At 47.3% G+C, this 19374-nt stretch carries 16 protein-coding genes; 11 read left to right on the top strand and 5 right to left on the bottom strand.

The annotated features are described in order from the left end of the window. Positions 1–16 precede the first annotated feature (16 nt). The 4 genes from WBG78_RS01765 to WBG78_RS01750 all read left to right on the top strand — a co-directional run bounded on the left by WBG78_RS01765 (position 17) and on the right by WBG78_RS01750 (position 5917). Positions 17–2416, top strand: a complete 2400-nt coding sequence (locus WBG78_RS01765; protein ID WP_337324641.1) for a 3-hydroxyacyl-CoA dehydrogenase/enoyl-CoA hydratase family protein — start codon at positions 17–19, stop codon at positions 2414–2416. Positions 2417–2420: 4 nt separating this feature from the next. Continuing rightward, positions 2421–3593 carry a thiolase family protein gene (locus WBG78_RS01760; RefSeq protein WP_337324640.1) on the top strand — a complete coding sequence of 391 codons (1173 nt, stop codon included), beginning with the start codon at positions 2421–2423 and terminating at the stop codon, positions 3591–3593. A gap of 106 nt (positions 3594–3699) precedes the next feature. Beyond that, complete coding sequence (locus WBG78_RS01755) at positions 3700–5502, top strand: acyl-CoA dehydrogenase family protein (RefSeq protein WP_337324639.1); 1803 nt, start codon at positions 3700–3702, stop codon at positions 5500–5502. 145 nt (positions 5503–5647) lie between these two features. Further along, a complete protein-coding gene (locus WBG78_RS01750) occupies positions 5648–5917 on the top strand; it encodes a hypothetical protein (protein ID WP_337324638.1) in 270 nt (89 codons plus the stop codon). Between the two features lie 86 nt (positions 5918–6003). Here WBG78_RS01750 and WBG78_RS01745 read toward each other — a convergent pair whose 3' ends face one another. The 3 genes from WBG78_RS01745 to WBG78_RS01735 all read right to left on the bottom strand — a co-directional run bounded on the left by WBG78_RS01745 (position 6004) and on the right by WBG78_RS01735 (position 7713). After that, complete coding sequence (locus WBG78_RS01745; protein WP_337324637.1) at positions 6004–6387, bottom strand: hypothetical protein; 384 nt, start codon at positions 6385–6387, stop codon at positions 6004–6006. 228 nt (positions 6388–6615) lie between these two features. Further along, positions 6616–7227 carry a thioredoxin family protein gene (locus WBG78_RS01740; RefSeq protein ID WP_337324636.1) on the bottom strand — a complete coding sequence of 204 codons (612 nt, stop codon included), beginning with the start codon at positions 7225–7227 and terminating at the stop codon, positions 6616–6618. Between the two features lie 12 nt (positions 7228–7239). After that, entirely contained in the window at positions 7240–7713 is a 474-nt protein-coding gene (locus tag WBG78_RS01735; protein ID WP_337324635.1) for a TlpA disulfide reductase family protein, read from the bottom strand. Positions 7714–8074: 361 nt separating this feature from the next. Here WBG78_RS01735 and WBG78_RS01730 point away from each other — a divergent pair, with 361 nt between their 5' ends. Then, positions 8075–9025, top strand: a complete 951-nt coding sequence (locus WBG78_RS01730; RefSeq protein WP_337324634.1) for an NAD(P)H-dependent flavin oxidoreductase — start codon at positions 8075–8077, stop codon at positions 9023–9025. On the opposite strand, the gene WBG78_RS01725 is transcribed toward WBG78_RS01730, so the two are convergent. After that, entirely contained in the window at positions 9022–9294 is a 273-nt protein-coding gene (locus WBG78_RS01725) for a hypothetical protein (protein WP_337324633.1), read from the bottom strand. The two genes, WBG78_RS01730 and WBG78_RS01725, sit on opposite strands and share 4 nt — an antisense overlap. A gap of 137 nt (positions 9295–9431) precedes the next feature. Here WBG78_RS01725 and recG point away from each other — a divergent pair, with 137 nt between their 5' ends. From recG to hutF, 6 genes are all read left to right on the top strand, one after another. Then, positions 9432–11525: an ATP-dependent DNA helicase RecG gene (recG, locus tag WBG78_RS01720; protein ID WP_337324632.1), complete on the top strand. Its 2094-nt coding sequence runs from the start codon at positions 9432–9434 to the stop codon at positions 11523–11525. Positions 11526–11550: 25 nt separating this feature from the next. Further along, a complete protein-coding gene (locus WBG78_RS01715) occupies positions 11551–12069 on the top strand; it encodes a DinB family protein (protein ID WP_337324631.1) in 519 nt (172 codons plus the stop codon). Beyond that, positions 12066–13349, top strand: a complete 1284-nt coding sequence (locus WBG78_RS01710) for a D-alanyl-D-alanine carboxypeptidase/D-alanyl-D-alanine-endopeptidase (protein ID WP_337324630.1) — start codon at positions 12066–12068, stop codon at positions 13347–13349. The genes WBG78_RS01715 and WBG78_RS01710 overlap by 4 nt, the downstream gene beginning before the upstream one ends. Then, positions 13336–14601, top strand: a complete 1266-nt coding sequence (locus tag WBG78_RS01705) for a glycoside hydrolase family 3 protein (RefSeq protein WP_337324629.1) — start codon at positions 13336–13338, stop codon at positions 14599–14601. The genes WBG78_RS01710 and WBG78_RS01705 overlap by 14 nt, the downstream gene beginning before the upstream one ends. A gap of 46 nt (positions 14602–14647) precedes the next feature. Beyond that, a complete protein-coding gene (locus tag WBG78_RS01700) occupies positions 14648–15448 on the top strand; it encodes an N-formylglutamate amidohydrolase (protein ID WP_337324628.1) in 801 nt (266 codons plus the stop codon). 66 nt (positions 15449–15514) lie between these two features. Further along, positions 15515–16888, top strand: coding sequence for a formimidoylglutamate deiminase (gene hutF / locus WBG78_RS01695; protein WP_337324627.1), 1374 nt, complete (start codon positions 15515–15517; stop codon positions 16886–16888). Between the two features lie 49 nt (positions 16889–16937). Here the strand turns inward: hutF and WBG78_RS01690 are convergent, their stop codons facing one another. After that, complete coding sequence (locus tag WBG78_RS01690) at positions 16938–19295, bottom strand: prolyl oligopeptidase family serine peptidase (RefSeq protein ID WP_337324626.1); 2358 nt, start codon at positions 19293–19295, stop codon at positions 16938–16940. Positions 19296–19374 lie beyond the last annotated feature (79 nt).

The following is a 19374-nucleotide window of genomic DNA, read 5'->3' as shown; positions in this document are numbered from 1 at the left end:
CCACAAACAGAGTAAAATGAAACGATCGATTCGCAAGGTTGCTGTTCTGGGCTCGGGCGTAATGGGCTCGGCGATTGCCTGTCACTTCGCCAACATTGGTTGTCAGGTTCTGCTTCTTGACATTGCTCCCGGAGAGCTCACTCCTGAAGAGCAGGCCAAGGGACTTACACTCGACTCCAAGGTTGTCAAAAATCGGGTGGTTCAATCATCATTTGATCGCTCCATTAAATCCAGTCCCGGTCCCATCTACAGCAAGCGCTTTTTGAATCGCATAGCGCTGGGCAACTTCACCGACGATATGGCAAAAATTAAAGATTACGATTGGACCATTGAGGTGGTCGTCGAAAATCTTGACATCAAAAAGAAAGTCTATGAAGAGGTTGAAAAGTACCGTCGCCCCGGTACGTTGATTACTTCCAATACGTCAGGCATCCCTATTCACCTGATGGCCGAAGGCAGAAGTGATGATTTCAAAAAGAACTTCTGCGGCACGCACTTCTTCAATCCTCCAAGGTATCTCAAGCTGCTGGAGATAATTCCGACCCCGCACACCAGCCCGGACGTTGTGGACTTCCTCATGTACTACGGCGACCTCTTCCTGGGCAAGACCACGGTACTTTGTAAAGACACGCCAGCGTTCATTGCAAACCGCGTTGGCGTTTTCTCAATTATGAAAGTATTGGAGGTCATGAAGAAACACGACCTCAACATCGACGAAGTTGATAAGCTGACAGGTCCCGTGATAGGCCGTCCGAAGTCAGCGACATTCCGTACTTCCGACATCGTTGGACTCGACACGATGATCAAAGTGTCGACCAATCTTTATCAGGCTCTTCCTAACGATGAAAGCCGCGACACCTTCAAACTTCCGGAGGTCGCCCTTCAAATGGAGAAGAACAAATGGCTTGGTGACAAAACAGGCCAGGGCTTCTATAAGAAAGTGAAGGGGCCCAAACGAGAATCGGAAATTTTAACGCTCGACCTGAATACGCTTGAATACAAAGAGAAAGCAAAAGCAAAGTTTAGCACACTTGAGACTACTAAGACCATTGATAATCTTCGCGAGAGATTTAAAGTCCTATTAGCGGGGAAAGACAAAGCAGGAGCATTCTACCGCGATTCATTCTATTCGTTATTTCAATACGCATCGAATCGCATCCCGGAAATTGCCGACGAACTCTATAAAATTGATGATGCTATCTGCGCTGGTTTTGGTTGGGAACTCGGCCCCTTCGAAACATGGGACGCCTTAGGCGTTGAGAAGACAATCAAAGAAATGGAAGCAGCTGGTAGCAAGCCGGCGCAGTGGGTTTACGATATGATTGCTGGCGGCAAGAAGAGCTTTTACTCCGTGGCCGATGGTGCCAAACTCTATTATGACATTCCATCAAAATCCTATAAGCCAGTTCCTGGTAAAGAGTCTTTCATCATTCTGGAGAACCTGAAGGACAAGATTGTGTGGAAGAACGCGGAATCGCTGGTAACAGATCTGGGAGATGGAATCGTGAACTTTGCGTGGCACAGCAAGAGTTATACACTAGGAAGTTCCGTCATCGAAGGACTCAACAAAGCAATAGAGATCGCTGAAAAAGATTATAAGGGATTGGTGATCGGACATCAGGGAGCCGACTTCTCGCTCGGCGCAAATCTCGGATTGGTGTTCATGTATGCTATCGAACAGGATTACGATGAGATCGAATTCATGGTGCGACAGTTTCAGCAATCGGTCATGCGCATCAGATACTCATCGGTGCCGGTGGTCGTGTGTCCTCAGGGCAGAACTCTCGGCGGCGGTTGTGAAATGACACTTCATGCCGACATCGCTCAGGCTGCAGCTGAAACCTATATCGGACTTGTTGAAGTGGGTGTCGGCCTCATCCCAGGCGGTGGTGGAACGAAAGAGTTTACCAAACGCGTGAGCGAAAGTCTGGAAGAAGGAGATGTTGAATTGAATGCACTTCAGAATGCGTTCATGAATATCGCTACAGCAAAAGTTGCTCTCTCAGCAGAAGACGCCCGCGACATGGGAATCCTTAGAAGCAAAGATCGCATCAGCGTAAATAAGGATCGCCAGCTGCTCGACGCAAAAGCTGCTGCCCTGGAACTGTATGATGCTGGTTACACGATGCCCGTGCCATCAAAGAACATAAAAGTACAGGGACGCTCGGGACTTGCATTGTTCCATGCCGGAGTATTCGGTATGCGAATGGGTAACTATATATCCGACCACGACAAAAAGATCGCCCTCAAGATTGCAAACGTCATGTGCGGAGGTGATCTGACTTCACCACAGGAAGTAAGTGAACAGTACCTATTGGATCTGGAGCGTGAGGCTTTTGTATCGCTCACAGGTGAAAAGAAAACACTGGAACGTATTCAGTCTATTTTAACAGGCGGAAAGCCATTAAGAAATTAAGTATATGGATGCATATGTTGTAGCTGCAAAGCGAACTGCCAACACGCGCGCGAAGAAAGGTGGATTGCGTTTCACCCGTCCCGATGATTTCGCGACGGACTTGATCAAGGCCCTTGTTCAATCCGTACCTGGATTGGAAAACAAAATGGTGGACGATCTGATAGTTGGAAATGCCGTTCAGGAGGCGGAACAAGGCATGCAGATGGGACGCATGATCGCACTCACGGCCCTCGGCATTGACAACGCTGGGATGGTAATCAATCGATACTGCGGATCAGGAGTCGAAGCGATTCATATAGCCTCGGCAAAGATTCAGGCCGGCATGGCTGACTGTATCATAGCCGGTGGGGCAGAGTCAATGTCGTTGGTTCCAGTGATGGGATGGAAGACGGCACTCAATTATACAATAGCAAAAGATCACCCTACCTATTATACAAGTATGGGTCTTACCGCTGAAGAGATTGCAAAGCAGTACAAGGTCACCCGCGAAGACCAGGACAAGTTTGCATTTGAATCTCATCAGAAGGCATTAAAGGCACAGGCAGAAGGAAAGTTCAAAGATGAAATTCATCCAATAAAAACAGAAGAAGTCTTTGTCGATGAGTCTGGAAAACGGAAGACAAAAGAAGCTGTGGTTGATACCGACGAAGGCCCACGTGCCGATACATCAATGGATGCATTGGCAAAGCTGAAGCCAGTATTTGCTCTCGGCGGATCCGTTACTGCCGGAAACTCTTCACCAACTAATGATGGTGCTGCGTTCGCCGTGGTGATGTCCGAAAGGCTTATCAAGCAACTCAACCTTAAGCCGATTGCAAGAATGGTGAGCTATTCTGTTGCAGGTGTCGATCCGCGTATCATGGGTATAGGTCCGGTGGCTGCTGTTCCAAAAGCATTGAAGATCGCTGGCCTGAAAATGCAGGACCTGGATCTCATCGAGTTGAACGAAGCCTTTGCCGCGCAGTCATTGGCAGTCGTTCGCGAACTGGGAATTGACCCAACGAAATTGAATGTCAACGGCGGGGCTATTGCGCTCGGTCACCCGCTGGGAAGTTCTGGTGCGCGCCTCTCACTCACCCTCTTAAATGAATTGAAGAGACGTAATCAGAAATATGGACTTGTAACAGCCTGCGTTGGTGGTGGACAAGGCGTCGCCGGCATTTATGAGATGGTGTAACCATTTCAACGGTGATGTAGCAATTCGTTTTAAAGACTCCTGACAACAAATAGAATTAAGTAAAACGCATGTCTCCATGCGACACCGATAATTAAAAGATTTCATTATGGCAGCAACATCAACATCGCGCGATCGCGCAATCAAAGGAGGAGAATTTCTCATTCGGGAAACACCGGCAGCAGACGTGTTCATTCCGGAGGATTTTAATGAGGAGCAGCGCATGATCGAACAGCAGTGCAATGACTTCCTGCAAAAGGAAATCCTTGGACGCCTCGATGAAATCGATTCAATGAAAGATCCAAAGCTGATGCCGTCTCTGCTTGACAAGGCCGGCGAGCTGGGCCTCCTCGGCACATCCGTGCCTGCTGAATACGGAGGCTTCGGCATGGACTTCAACACAACAATGCTCGTGGCAGAGGTAATTGGCGGCGGTCATTCAATAGCCGTAGCGTTGTCTGCGCACACAGGTATCGGAACGCTACCTATCGTATATTATGGAAACGACGATCAAAAGAAAAAGTACCTTCCGAAACTCGCCACCGGCGAATACAAAGCTGCATACTGCCTGACAGAGCCAGATTCAGGTTCAGATGCAAACTCTGGAAAAACAAAAGCCGCACTTACGCCGGATGGTAAACACTACCTGATCAATGGCCAGAAGATGTGGATCACTAATGGAGGATTCGCGGATATCTTCATCGTGTTTGCCAAGATCGATGCAGACAAGAATCTCACCGCATTTATTGTCGAGAAAGGATTTGGTGGAATCACCATGAATGAAGAGGAACACAAGATGGGTATCAAGGGTTCTTCTACGCGTCAGATCTTCTTCAACGATTGTAAGGTGCCGGTTGAAAACATGCTCTCAGAAAGAGAGAATGGTTTTAAGATCGCGGTAAACATCCTCAACATAGGCCGTATCAAACTTGGAGTGGCTGCGATTGGTGGTTCCAAACGTACACTCAGTCTTGCGACAAACTATGCTAAGGAGAGAAAGCAATTCAGTACAGCTATTGCAAACTTCGGAGCTATCAAACATAAGCTTGCTGAAATGACGGTGAGAATATTCGCCAGCGAGTCCGCATGCTATCGCGCAGGTCAGAATATCGACGATGCATATACGGCGCTCGTTGCAGAGGGAATGGATGCTTCAAAAGCAAAACTGAAGTCACTCGAAGAGTTTGCTATAGAATGCGCTATTCTGAAAGTCCACGGCTCGGAAGTTCTCGATTTTGTAGTTGATGAAGGCGTGCAGATTTATGGTGGTATGGGATTCTCCGCCGAAGGTCCAATGGATCGCGCATATCGCGATGCCCGTATCAATCGGATCTTCGAAGGCACCAACGAAATAAACCGCATTCTCACCATCGACATGTTGATAAAGCGTGCGATGAAGGGATCCATCGACCTGATGACGCCAGCAATGGCTGTTCAGAAGGAGCTCATGGCAATTCCGGATTTTGGCGCCAGCGACGAAGGCCTGTTTGCCGCCGAAAAGAAAGCGTTGAGAAATCTCAAGAAAGCAGGACTCATGGTAGCAGGTGCTGCCGTCCAGAAATTCATGATGAAGCTTGGCGAAGAGCAGGAAGTGCTGATGAATCTTGCAGACATGCTTATCGAGGGTTATGTAGCCGAATCGGCTTTGCTAAGGGTGGAGAAGCTGATCGGACAACGCGGCGAAGCCGCTTGTGAAATTGAAAAGGAGATAGCCATAGTCTATCTTCATCACGCTGTCGACAAAGCGGCGGCTTGTGGGCGAGAGGCGATCAATGCCTTCGCAACCGGCGACGAACTTCGCCTGATGTTGCTTGGCCTTAAAAGATTCACCAAGATAGATCCGTATAATCTGAAACAAGCCAGACGCAAGATCGCCGACACAGTGATTGCCAAAGGTGGTTATCCGTTTTAAGCGCTGTACATTATTGCAAAAATGGCTGTTCACTATTCAACAGTGAACAGCTTCACCATCGTACAAAAGGGCATTTCTGCACTAATTTCGAGGATGTAATCGACTCGCACGCTTTTTGAAATACTATTTTCAAAAGCATTCTACTATGCAGTCACGAAGCACAACAACAGCAATATTGCTGATCATTCTGATGGTACTCGCCTTTCCTATGATCATAGGTATCATTGGAGGTGTCTTTGGAATTATTGCAGGTGTACTAGGTGCCGTGTTTGGAGCCGTCTTTGGAATCCTGGGTGGACTATTCGGTTGGATGTTCCATTGGCACTGGCCCTTTCACTTCTTCCATTGGAACGCCTTCACCATAATCGTCATCGCACTTATTGTAGTGTTGGTAGCGAAGTCAAGAAGGATCTAGCGCTTTACCATTAGCTATAAACAACGGAGGCTGCCCAATGTGTGCAGCCTCTGTCTTTATGCAAAACACCATTCTTCACTTTTTACTCAGGCGATAGGGTGTCGGTTATATAAGTTCGGATACAGATAGTACTTTGAATAAACCGGATACCTCTTGATTTCTCTCAGCTCAGGCCACGTGCGGTTGACGAACACAATCTTATATTGAAATTCGAAACCCTTATCTACCCGTACGTCCTTCTTAACGACATACCAGTTTTGGTTCCACGGGTTTAGCACTTTTACTTCCAGGTGAAACAAGCCCGGCGTGCTACGCGTTCGCACGTAGTGCCCTGACTGTTTGCTGATAAGTTTTCCGTTAACATAAACTCGCATCGTTGTACTCTTGTCTGTGAGTACTGCAATTCCAGAATCGTAGGCCATAGCAGCCGAACTGCCGGCCAGCAACATCATCAACAAAAAGGCTCTCATGGCGGGAAGTGTTTGACCTCATATAAACAACTTCAATGCCATCGTTTGCTGTGTCGCGAAAATTTTTCGTTCGAGGTTTAGGAAACAAAAAACCCGGCTTAACGTTGAGCCGGGTTTTCCAGTATCACTCCTAATTTGACCTGTAATCAGCTTTCGCTGACCGGCGACGCTCGGTATATCCGGTTTCGTCGATAACGGATCACGTCGCGAACCCGATCACAAAATCGATTAGCTGTTCTTCCATTTTATTCCGCAGCCGATAGCCTTCGTTTTGCTGGTAGTTACTTCCTTATTTGCAAGGAGCTCATTTACAGCGTCCTCCACATACTTTTTAGTAGCAGCACTGCCGTCACGCGAGTTGTTATCAATCGTTCCTATATAGACAACCTTGAAGTTGCCACCCTCATTGCGCAGTACAAAAACATGGGGGGTATTAGTTGCTCCGAATGTCCTGGCAACCTTTTGTGTTTCATCAACCAGATAAGGGAAATCATAGCGCTTTTCCTTTGCCTGCGTCACCATAGCCTGGAAGGAATCACCGGGCGAAATCTCCGGATTATTGGCGTTGATGGTAATTACGGGGTATCCCTTTGACGCATAGTTCTTGTTGAGCTGTACGATCCGATCATTATAAGCCTGCGAATACGGACAGGTATTACAGTCGAATATGACAATTACCCCCTTCGACGATTTATAATCTGAAAGTGATATCATTTTTCCGTCGACATTTTTCAATGTGAAGTCTGAAACAGCATCTCCAACCTGATAAGCTGGACCAACCATAGCTGACAACAGCACCACAGCGCCGAACAGCGAGAGAATGATAGTCTTATTTTTCATTGTGGGTAAGATTTAGTTTGATGATTTTACCTCTTTTATGAACGCTTCAAGTTCACCCTCCTCCAACTCTCCGTCGACAAATTTTCTTTGGCCCGTCGTGGTATTGATAAAGAGCGTGCCCGGAATAGCTCCTCCCCATGACGGATCAACCTTATCTATCCAGGAGTTGTAGTCTATCTCATCGAGAAGCAGAACCGTCGAAGTGATCTTATTCTTTTTTATAAACGCATTAACCTTGTACAACTTGTCTGCATAATCCAAATTGATCAGCGTGATCTCCACTTCAGGATCTCTCTTTTCCTCAAGCTTCTGGAAGTACGGAAGTTCATGAACACAAGGAGCGCACCATGTCGCCCAAAAATTTATGACCTGAATCTTTTCGGACTTAGTTGTGATGATCCTCTCCAGCCGATTAAACTTAATCACCTTAGCTTCCTGTGCCAGCGCACTCGTACATAGGAGTAGTAAAAACAGGACTCGTAACATTTGATGAAGTTCGTTAGTTTTTCAACAAAAATCGTGAACGATGGCCGGACAAAACCAATCAGCGCGCCTGCCGTCTGTCGACAAAGGCATTATATTTCAAACACTTATGAACCTATAAAAAACGCATCAAAAAGATTTCCACAAATTTTGCCACTTGTCCACATTACCTTGGTGTTATCAGTTAACCTTCAGTAAATCAGCGCGTTAAGGCAAAAAATATCAATCAACTGTTTGTGGACAACTCAGAGGGGCTAAAATCTTGCGAGGTAAGTGTGATCTGAATATAATTTTCAGAGTTTCAGAATGCTAGAAAAAACTTGCACTTTTTGCCAAATAAGTTGCAGACAAAAGATTCTAATAAATGAAAGCAGACACCCACCGAATTACTTCACTTTTTCAAATCAGTTATCCAATTATCCAGGCCGGAATGGTCTGGTGTAGTGGATGGAAGTTGGCGTCAGCTGTGAGCAATGCAGGTGGTCTCGGAATTATCGGGTCAGGATCTATGTCGCCCGATCTGCTTCGTGAGCATATCATTAAATGCAAGTCGGCTACTACAAAACCATTTGCCGTAAACCTGCCGCTCCTCTATTCCGGAATCGACAAGTTGATCGACGTTGTCGTTGGGGAAGGCGTTAGGATAGTCTTTACATCGGCCGGCAATCCTGCTACCTGGACATCTCACCTGAAGTCAAAAGGCATTTCTGTTGTTCACGTTGTCTCCAGCTCCAAGTTTGCCCGCAAAGCAGAAGCCAGCGGAGTAGATGCAGTGGTAGCCGAAGGCTTTGAAGCCGGTGGACACAATGGTCGGGAAGAAACTACAACGTTCGTCCTCGTTCCCCTCGTAAAGGCCTCTGTAAATATTCCTGTTATTGCCGCGGGTGGCATAGGAAGTGGAAGTGCTATGCTCGCCGCCGAAGCACTGGGAGCCGACGGCTTTCAAATAGGAAGTTTGTTTGCTGCCAGCCAGGAATCATCGTCACATGAGAACTTCAAGGAGCGAATTACGAATTCTGAAGAAGGTGATACGGTTCTAACTCTTAAACAACTTACGCCGGTGAGGTTGATAAGGAATGCCTTTTATCAGCGCGTTGCAGAGGCAGAACTTAGGGGCGCCTCTAAGGATGAGCTCGCTACTTTACTCGGAAAGCGCAGATCAAAACTAGGTATCTTCGACGGCGACCTTGACGAAGGTGAACTGGAGATCGGACAGATTGCGGCAGCCATTAAAGCGATAAAGCCAGCAAAGCAAATCGTTGAAGAGCTGTGGCAGGAATACAGAACTGCTAAAGAGAGATTAGCGTCAGTCTAGATTGACGACCCTGGCGCAAGCGGCACTAATTCAGCTTCAGACTGTGCTGTTTCAGACCTCTCATTCGCGCCAACCGGCCTGTAAACGCTTTCGAACCACCATTCGTAGTCTTTAAACTGAAGGCAGTTGCCAATGATTTTACCGTCGACGAGTATCTTGATGAATAATTCTTTATTGATAGTGCCAAGCAACCGTTCGCGTTGCTCGACTGGTAAGGTGCTGACTTGCACGTATTGAATGCCCTTGTAAACAGATGAACTTACCTTCATATCTCCCGGCCTCGTTTGAAAAGCACGTGACAGAACGTCAACCGCTGTTCGTACTGTAAAGGTAACGTAGAAAATTTGCGAATGAACATGTATCCGTTTTTTAATTTTGGTTTTTATATGCGTGAACAATACTGTCAATGACCGGCTTTTTTGAGACATCCGTCGAATTTCTTAAGGGAGTTGGTCCACAACGTGCAGCATTGCTCAATAAGCAATTGAACATTGTCACGTTTGCAGACCTGCTGCAGCATTATCCTTATCGCTATGAGGATCGATCAAAGTTCTATAACATCAAAGACATCGATGAATCATATCAATACGTTCAGGTCAAAGGCATAATCAAACGAAAAGAACTGAATGGTGCTGGCTTCAAGAAACGCCTCGTTGCATACATGAACGATGGAACTGGTGAGATTGAACTCGTCTGGTTTCAGGGCATCAACTGGGTAAATGAGAAGATCAAATCAGGAATCGAATACGTTGCATTTGGTAAACCGAATAGATTCGGTAGCAAGTTCAGCATTGCCCATCCGGAACTCGATCCGGTAATGAACGATGCACCGCCTAAATTCTTCCTGCAACCAGTCTATTCTCTTACTGAAAAACTACGCACAGGAAGTTTCGACAACAAAGCGCTCTCTCGTGTAATGCGCACGTTGGTGGACTTGTCTATTAGTAAGGTGCGCGAAACACTTCCAGTTGGATTGATGAACTCAATGCACCTGATCTCCAAGAAAGAAGCACTGGTTAACATTCACTTTCCACAAAGCAATGAGTGGCTTGAAAAAGCAAAGCACAGACTGAAGTTCGAGGAATTGTTTTACATACAGCTGCGCCTGCTTAAGATGAAATTCGTGCGACAGACTGTATCACCAGGCATGGTTCTTCACAATGTCTCACTCCTGACCACCTTCTACAATGAGCATCTTCCTTTCCCTCTCACAGATGCTCAAAAGAAAGTGATCAGAGAAATTTATACCGACCTGAAATCAGGGAAGCAAATGAATCGGCTTCTTCAGGGTGATGTCGGCAGCGGAAAAACGATCGTTGGCTTTATCTGCATGCTGATCGCTATTGGAAGTGATACACAATGTGCATTGATGGCGCCCACCGAGATTCTCGCTCAGCAGCACTTCATCAACCTCCAGCGCTATGCGCAGAGGATGAATATCACCATAGCTCTTCTTACAGGTTCAACGAAGAAGTCGGAACGCACCATCATACACGACACCCTGAAAACAGGGGTATTGAAAATACTTATTGGCACACATGCGTTGCTGGAAGAAGAAGTTCAATTCAACAATCTTGGGTTGTCAGTTATTGATGAACAGCATCGCTTTGGAGTCGCTCAGCGATCAAGGCTATGGCAGAAGAACAAATCAATTCCACCACATGTTCTGGTAATGACGGCCACGCCCATACCCCGCACGTTGGCTATGACACTATATGGAGACCTGGATGTTTCAGTAATTGATCAACTGCCCGCTGGACGAAAACCCATCAAAACAGTTCATCAGTTTGATTCACACCGACTGCAGGTCTTTGAATTCCTTAGAACTCAAATCGCTCTGGGTCGCCAGGTCTATGTCGTTTATCCGCTTATTGAAGAATCAGAAAAACTGGACCTTAAACACCTCATGGATGGATATGAAAGCGTCTCGCGTGCCTTTCCGGAGATGCCGATAAGTATACTTCATGGAAAAATGAAGTCCGACGCCAAAGATTATGAGATGGCCCGCTTCAAGAAAGGTGAGACGAAGATTATGGTGGCAACGACCGTGATCGAAGTGGGTGTCGATGTGCCCAATGCTTCCGTGATGGTGATCGAAAATGCAGAGCGTTTTGGATTATCTCAATTGCATCAGCTCCGGGGTCGCGTCGGCAGAGGAGCCGACCAATCCTATTGCATTTTGATGACAGACTACAAACTTGGTGCAGATTCAAAAACACGCATCAATACCATGGTTAGAACCAACAATGGTTTCGAAATAGCCGAAGCGGATCTTACACTTCGGGGACCGGGTGACCTGATGGGAACACAACAAAGCGGCGTGCTCGACCTGATGATCGCCGACCTCGGTCAGGATGGCGAGCTATTGAAAACAGCGCGTTCCAAGGCAACCGAACTTATTGAATCCGACCCCGACCTCTTGAGCCCGGAGAATAGTGTGATTCGTGTTCAGGTGGAATCCATGAAGAAGTCAGTGGTTAACTGGAGCAAGATCAGCTAGTGAAGTTTTCTCCCTATTTTTGAATATGATACAACCCGACCTCACTACAGTACCCCCGTTCTATCAGGGTTATGTAAATCTGGTTAAGAACAAGGACCTGTTTGACAACCTCGAACAGTCAGCCAGGATCACCCAACAATTGCTCAGCACCATATCCGAAAGCAGGGGTACCTATGCCTATGCCCCCGGCAAATGGACGATAAAGGAAGTGCTGTGTCACATGATCGACACAGAGAGGATCTTTGCCTATCGTGCCATGCGCTTTGCAAGAAACGACAAGACGCCTTTGCCAGGCTTCGAAGAGAACGACTACGCACCAGAGGCCAATGCGCCTAACAGGACCGTTGTCGACATAGCGGCCGAAATGGGAAGGCTAAGGCAAACTACAATTGATCTCTATAGAAGCTTTTCTACGGAAATGCTTCAACGAACCGGTACAGCGAACAATTCAGCGATGTCCGTTTTGAACTTGGGCTTCGTCATCTCAGGACACGAAACCCATCACCGTAATGTGCTGAGCGAACGCTACGGAGTTAAGTCATGAGTCGTTGGATTGTTTACGTGGCGGTAGGAGTTGCTATGTCGTCCTGCTCGCCGATTTCGCAGCGCGCTCTGACCAGGGAGTTCAGAGAAACGGAGAAGCTATTTCACGATCATACTGGCTTTGCGCTGTATGATGTTTCCAACAATAAGTCTGTCTTCGAATACAACAGCGACAGCTACTTCACGCCTGCCTCCAACACAAAGATATTTACATTCTATAGTTCTCTTAAACTATTGGGCGACTCAATTCCTGCTTTCAAATACCTGGAGCGTAACGACTCGTTAATACTATGGGGAACGGGTGATCCATCCTTCCTGAACCGAAATGTTTATTCTCCGACAAGTGCCTTTAGCTTCCTACAGTCCAGCCATTCAAAATTGTTCCTCTCGACGTCCACGTTTCAAACAACAGCATTCGGCAGCGGATGGGCTTGGGATGATTACAATGACTACTATTCTGCTGAGCGCTCAGCCTTTCCTGTCTATGGCAATACAATCCTGGTACAATCCAACGGAGCAAATGTTTCCGTCTCGCCAAAGTACTTTAGTCAATTCGTTTCCTACGTAGATGATGAATCCCAGGGTGTTGTTCGTAATGTGGATAGCAACATCTTAACGGTACACAGACCGATCAGTCAAAGATTGAAAAAGGAGATACCTGCTCGTGTTACGCCTGACCTGACTGCTAAGTTACTTTCTGATACTTTGGGACTGCCCGCTAGCACAATCGCAGCACCTCCAAAGCGGGAAGCCAAAATATTCTACAACACACCAGCAGACAGTGTTTACAAGGTGATGATGCAGGAAAGTGACAACTTCATTGCAGAACAATTGCTTTTGGTTTGTGCCGCTACTCTTGGCGATACACTGAAACCCGAGGTCACCATCGAACATATGAAGAAAAACTATTTCACCGACTTCCCTGACGAGCCAGCTTGGGTTGATGGCTCGGGTCTGTCGAGGTATAATCTCTTCACGCCTCGCACCATTGTTGCGTTATGGAAAAAGATTTATGCCGAGGTACCGCGTGAAAGACTGTTCCAGTTGCTGGCCATCGGAGGAAAAGCAGGAACGATAAAGAACTATTATAAGGCACCACAGCCGTATATCTTTGGAAAGACAGGGTCCCTCAGCAATAATCATTGTCTTAGCGGATACCTCGTCACTCGAAGCGGCAAGACTCTGATATTCTCCTTTATGAACAGTAACTTTACTACTTCGACGGCCGAAGTCCGTAAGAACATGCAACGAATCCTGAATCTCATTTATGAAAAGTACTAGTATGCGGCTGCTTGCACTGGCAGCAATTTTTTCGCTGGGAGGAATGAACTCCACTGTACAGGCGCAAAAGCTGGACAGCCTGGGCATTAAGATCGGTCAGATGCTACTGATAGGCTTTCCCGGACCGTCGGTTGACGCTGCTGTGCTGCAGGAAATTCGCGATGGCAAAATTGGCTCGATTATTCTTTTTGAAAAGAACATTCCGCCGCAGAACTCTTTCATTGCATTGAAGAAGATCATCTGGACATATCAGCATGCAGCACCCCAAACGTTGCTGGTAGGCATCGACCAGGAAGGTGGCCGCGTAAACCGGTTGAAAGACAAGTACGGCTTTCCCCGTTCCATTACCGCGAGGGCTATGGGCCAGGCTAAGACCCTTGATTCTGTACGCTTCTATGGTGAGTCAACCGCAGCGACGTTAGCAGGACTCGGCTTCAATATAAACTTCGCGCCTGTTGTCGATCTCGCCTCAAATCCCGACAACCCAATCATCGCCAAACATGGTCGCGCATTCTCTGCGAACGAAGACAGCGTGGCGCTTCTTGCCAGGGAATTTATCAAAGCTCATCGTAAATACAATGTATTGACATCATTGAAGCACTTTCCAGGTCACGGCAGCTCGAAAGATGATACTCACCTCGGCATCGCCGACGTTACCAACACCTGGGAGCAACGAGAGTTGAAGCCATATCAACTATTGATTGATTCTGGCTATGCAGATGCCATCATGACTTCTCATATAGTAAATCGCCAGCTCGATAAAGCGGGAAATCCCGGTACATTGTCCACCGATATACTCAGCGGTATTCTTCGTCAACGCCTGCACTTCGATGGCGTTGTATTCACAGACGACATGCAAATGCAGGCAATCACAAAACACTATGGATTAAAGGATGCTATCCGCATGGCCATCATCGGCGGCGTGGATATCATGACGTTCTCCAACAACCTGCCAGATCGCGAGAACCGCATCGTCGATATTGCACATGATCTGATTCGAAAGATGGTTGCCAGCGGCGAAATCAGCGAGGCGAGAATCGATCAAAGCTACCGTCGCATCATGACCATGAAGAAACGCCTGACAGCTCCCGGCGATTTGACAGCTATGAAAAAGGAGCTAGCTATGAAGGAAATAGAGTTGGAGAAAGCTCAAAGCGAAGTAGTGTCATTAACCGCTCAGCTGTCGCAAAAGGCAACACCGCCGCCGGCAACAGAAGAGCCGTCCAAAAAGAAAAAACGCAAGAAAAAGTGATCTGAAAACCTGGATACACCAGGCGCAATCACAAACCATCTCACGAATGGAAAGCTTTCGGGTTATAACGCCAACATTCACGCGCGTTCCTGTTCTGGTAAGCGTGCCGCACTGCGGTATCGCATTTCCCGACGAGCTTGTCAATGAATTCGATAGCGACCTGATCAACAGCCCTGACGACACCGATTGGTTCGTCGATCGCCTTTATGATTTCGCGCCTTCGCTGGGGATGACAATGATTACTGCTGTGTATAGCAGATGGGTCATTGATCTGAATCGTGACCCTACTGATAAACCTCTGTATAGCGATGGGCGGATAATCACAGGGTTGTGTCCCGTAACTGACTTCACGGGACGACCTCTCTACAAGGACGCCCGGAAGAAAGTCGACGATGACGAAATCATCAGACGACGTAAAATGTATTATGCTCCCTACCATGATCAGCTCAAACTTCTTCTTTCCGAATTGAAATCAAACTTTGGCAAAGTTCTGCTCTGGGATTGTCATTCTATCCGACAATATGTAAAGACGATTTACAACGATAAGTTTCCCGATCTGATTTTAGGCGATGCAGATGGTGCATCTGCCGGCAGTGGACTCATCGAACTGGCATATGACAATCTCAGGAACTCAAATTATTCTGTGAGCCACAACTTTCCTTTTAAAGGCGGGTACATTACGCGTGCTTATGGGACACCTGATGTCAATCAGCACGCACTGCAGCTGGAGATGGCAAAGGTCAATTACATGGACGATGCAGAGATTGATTACGATGATTCACGTGCAAACAAAATGAGAGCATTGTTGAGCTTCACACTGAAGTCGCTGGCCGAAGAGTTGAAATAGGATGGTAAGTTCCGGCGGCTTGTCGCGCAATTCCGACGGCATCAATAGACTAACATAGTATTACATATGCGACACTACAAATTCAGCGGACTACGACTCGCAGAACGATGGATTGCACCCGCCTACGTTGGTGTTGACGAACAAGGTCTCATTCAATACCTGTCATCAGATTCACCGGATGCTACTGGCGCCAAACCCGACATCGAAGTAGTGGACGGTTACGCACTACCCGGTTTCCGCAATGCTCATTCTCATGCATTCCAGTATGCCATGGCCGGCAAAGCAGAAAGACATGCTCCTGGAGCAAGCGATGATTTCTGGACCTGGAGGGAAGCCATGTATGGATGCGCGCTCGCCATGCGTCCGGATGCCATGGAAGCCATTGCCACCATGCTGTACGCCGAAATGCTACGCAATGGCTACACGCACGTTGTCGAGTTTCACTACCTGCATCACGATGAACGGGGAAGGCACTATGCTCACCTTGCTGAAATGGGTGAACGACTGGTCGCTGCCGCTGCCGCAACAGGAATAAAGATTACTCTCGTACCCGTTTGGTATCAGCTCGGAGATTTTGGAACACCGCCGTTTCCCCGACAGCGGCGCTTCATCTGCGAATCAAGAGATCATTATTTCAAATTGCTGGATGCAACGAGGAACTTCGTTAAACATAATGCCAATGCGCGACTGGGATTCGGCGTGCATTCACTGCGCGCCGTCGAAGCCGCCGAAGTTATCGCAACCTTCAATGAGGGACCAAAAGATCTTCCATTCCATCTGCACGTTTCGGAACAACTCAAGGAGGTTGAAACTTCTTTGATGTTTCAGCACGCCCGGCCTGTCGAATGGTTACTTGAACATCTGCCCGTAGATTCAAGGTTCCATCTTGTGCACTGCACTCACCTCACAGATATGGAGGTAAATAAACTCGCCCGTTCAGGCGCTCATGTCGTGCTCTGTCCCGGAACAGAAGGCAATCTTGGTGACGGCATCTTTCGCCTCAGCGACTTCGCGAGGGCAGGAGGAAAATGGTCGATTGGCACGGACAGTCAAATCAGTTTAAATCCCCTTGAAGACCTCCGTTGGCTTGATTACGTTCAACGTCTCATCACCCACCGCCGTAATACCTTCGACGATGGCGCGCAAAATCTGATTCACACAGTTTGGCATTCCGGCAATCGCGCACTCGCCAATGTCGTACAAAGTGACTACTTCAATATCGGTCAACCGCTCGACGCCGTAGTGTATGATGCATCGGCTCCCTTGATTTCAGCTGGGCACGCCAACCAGCGCCTATCATCTATTCTTTACACCTCCGATTCATCAGCCGTTCTGGGTACCATAGTCAATGGCAAATGGGTCGTGGAAAACGGAAAGGCGCTCAATACCGACAAAATCCGCTACGACTACGAGAAGGCTATGCGCAGCATGGTTTGGTAAGTAACCCTCGTTCAATACATCTTGACGGACCTCAAGATTCAAGACCGATCTACTTCAATGGAGCTGCTTTCAGGTTTGTCTCAAAGAGCTTAAGAATACGCTTATACTCGTCGGTCCAGCTGCTGGGCTCTACAAAAGCATGGTCTTCCATTGGATAGGCAGCAAGCTCCCAGTTGTCCTTGCCCAATTCTATCAAACGTTGAGTCAGACGTACGGCATCCTGAAAGTGCACATTCACATCGACCATCCCGTGACAAATTAAAAGCGCCCCTTTAAGTCCTTCTGCATGATAAATGGGTGAGCTTTTCGCGTATGATAAACTATCCAGGTAAGGAGTATTTAGAATAGCCCCCGTGTAGGGATGATTGTAATGCGCCCAGTCCGTTACCGGCCTTAACGCTGCTCCTGCGGCGAACACATCGGGCGCTGTAAACATAGCCATCAGCGTTATGAATCCACCATATGACCCACCATAAACTCCAACGCGTTTAGGGTCTACGTTGTACTTTGATACCAACAGCGCGGCACCATCAAGATTATCAGTCAGATCTTTTCCACCCATAAATCGATAGATGCCTGTGCGCCAGTCTCTGCCGTATCCGGCACTTGCGCGATAATCAATATCAAGTACTGTGTAACCAAGGTCCGTCAATAGATTGTGAAACATGTATTCACGAAAGTAGGAGCTCCACCACTTGTGAGCATTCTGCAGATAGCCAGCTCCATGAACAAACACTACGCCAGCACCGTTTGGATTTGCTGGCTTATAGAGTCGCGCATAAACTTTGGCCTTGTCGCGCGCCTCGAACGTAACCACCTCCGGATCGCGCCATGGATATGATTTGAATTCTGTCGTCAACGAATTGGTGATCTGGACAGGTTTGGCGTTAGGCTTGTTCTCCAGCACCTGCAATTCCCACGGCTTGTTACTATAGGAATAACGCAACGCTATGAACTTCTCATCGGGCGAAAGCTCAAACTCGTAAGCACCAGACATTGGAGTGAGCCGAGTCCTCCCACTGCCTTCAACTGATAACCTGTAAAGTTGCTTCTCTCCTGGATTAGACTCATTGGTTATCACATAAAACTGCTGCCGCGCCCTGTTCAATACTACTTTTTGTATCTCGAAATTGCCGGACGTCAACTGACGCTGTTCCTTAGTCTCGACGTTTATCGTGTATAAATGAGCATATCCGGTTTCCTCTGAAATAAACCAAAGCCGTTTGTTGTCGCCAAGCCAGCCCATGTTGTCATTTCCAAAGAAGTCGCTAACAGGACTATCGACCCAGGCATCATCATGTTCACGATGTATCAGCGACAGTTTCCTCGTCGCCGGATCAAGTTCCATAAGCCATGAATCTTTAAAGTCAAGCGCAGAGACAGAAAGAACACAATGCTTTCCATCAGGCGACCACTCGACTGATGATACCTCTGCATCACGCTGCTTCAGCTTCTTGCGCTTTGCGGCGGGATAGTCATTAGCATAAGACAATGAATCGGAGATACCAGGAATGTCGCTTAGCTTGATCAGATACGTCGTGTCACCGGCAATGTCGTAGAGATAAAAATCACCTGGACTAGGAGCGACTCCAACCTTAGTACGCGCCGATATATCTTCCGTAAAGCCAGACGCAGTCACGTAGTTAGGAACTATAGTTGTCTTCGAGGAGGTCTTCTTCGACAATCTGTACGTAACATATTTCTGATCGGGACTTAATCGTGTCAACTCAACGCTCTTTTCATCGACATAAATCTCCTTTGGATGTTTAGGTATTTCCTTCTTTAACTGTTTCTTCCGTTGTTCAGATTTCGCATTGCGTTCATTCAACACCTTGAAATACATTAGCTGGTCCGCCTTAAGCCACGACTCCTGGTCCGACGTGCTCTTGCCTGGTTTGCTTCCTGTTTTAAAATCTGTAAGCTGAACAAATGTGCCGCTCGCGATCGTCCACCGGTAAAGATTCATGCCTGACGAAAAAATGACCGACTTATCATCGCCCGAAAACTGAGGCCCAAACTCATTACCCGTGGTGTTCGTAACCTGAATAGTCTTATTCCCTACAAGGTCAACCATGAAAATGTCACCATTCTTTTCGTACACAGCTCTGGTGAAGTTGCTGTTGTATTGAACCACACGCGATGTTGACGAGGATCGCTCAGCTGCTGTCGCCTTTCTTATGGATTTTGAACTTACACCGTATGTGTAAAGCGAATCAGAAAGTGCGGCTTCCGGATTCCAATTGAAATAAAGTGTCTTGCTGTCAGGTGACCAATAAGGTGATGTTGGCGCAACCCCAATCCATTTCGGATCGCGCATGATTTTTTCAACAGTCAACTTTTCAAGCACCTGGGCCTGAACACCTGCGGAAACGAAAGTGAGAATTGCAATAAAACGGGAAACGGTCATGAGTGAGAATGAAAATTAAACTAAGCAGTTCTGGAATGTAAGCAGGCTGACGTTCAAAACATGGGTTGCCTGCCAACGG

The sequence above is a fragment of the Chryseolinea sp. T2 genome (assembly GCF_037203685.1).
Classification (GTDB): Bacteria; Bacteroidota; Bacteroidia; order Cytophagales; family Cyclobacteriaceae; genus Chryseolinea.
Note: the sequence above shows the minus strand (reverse complement) of the source record. Positions and strands in the feature narration are given on the sequence as shown.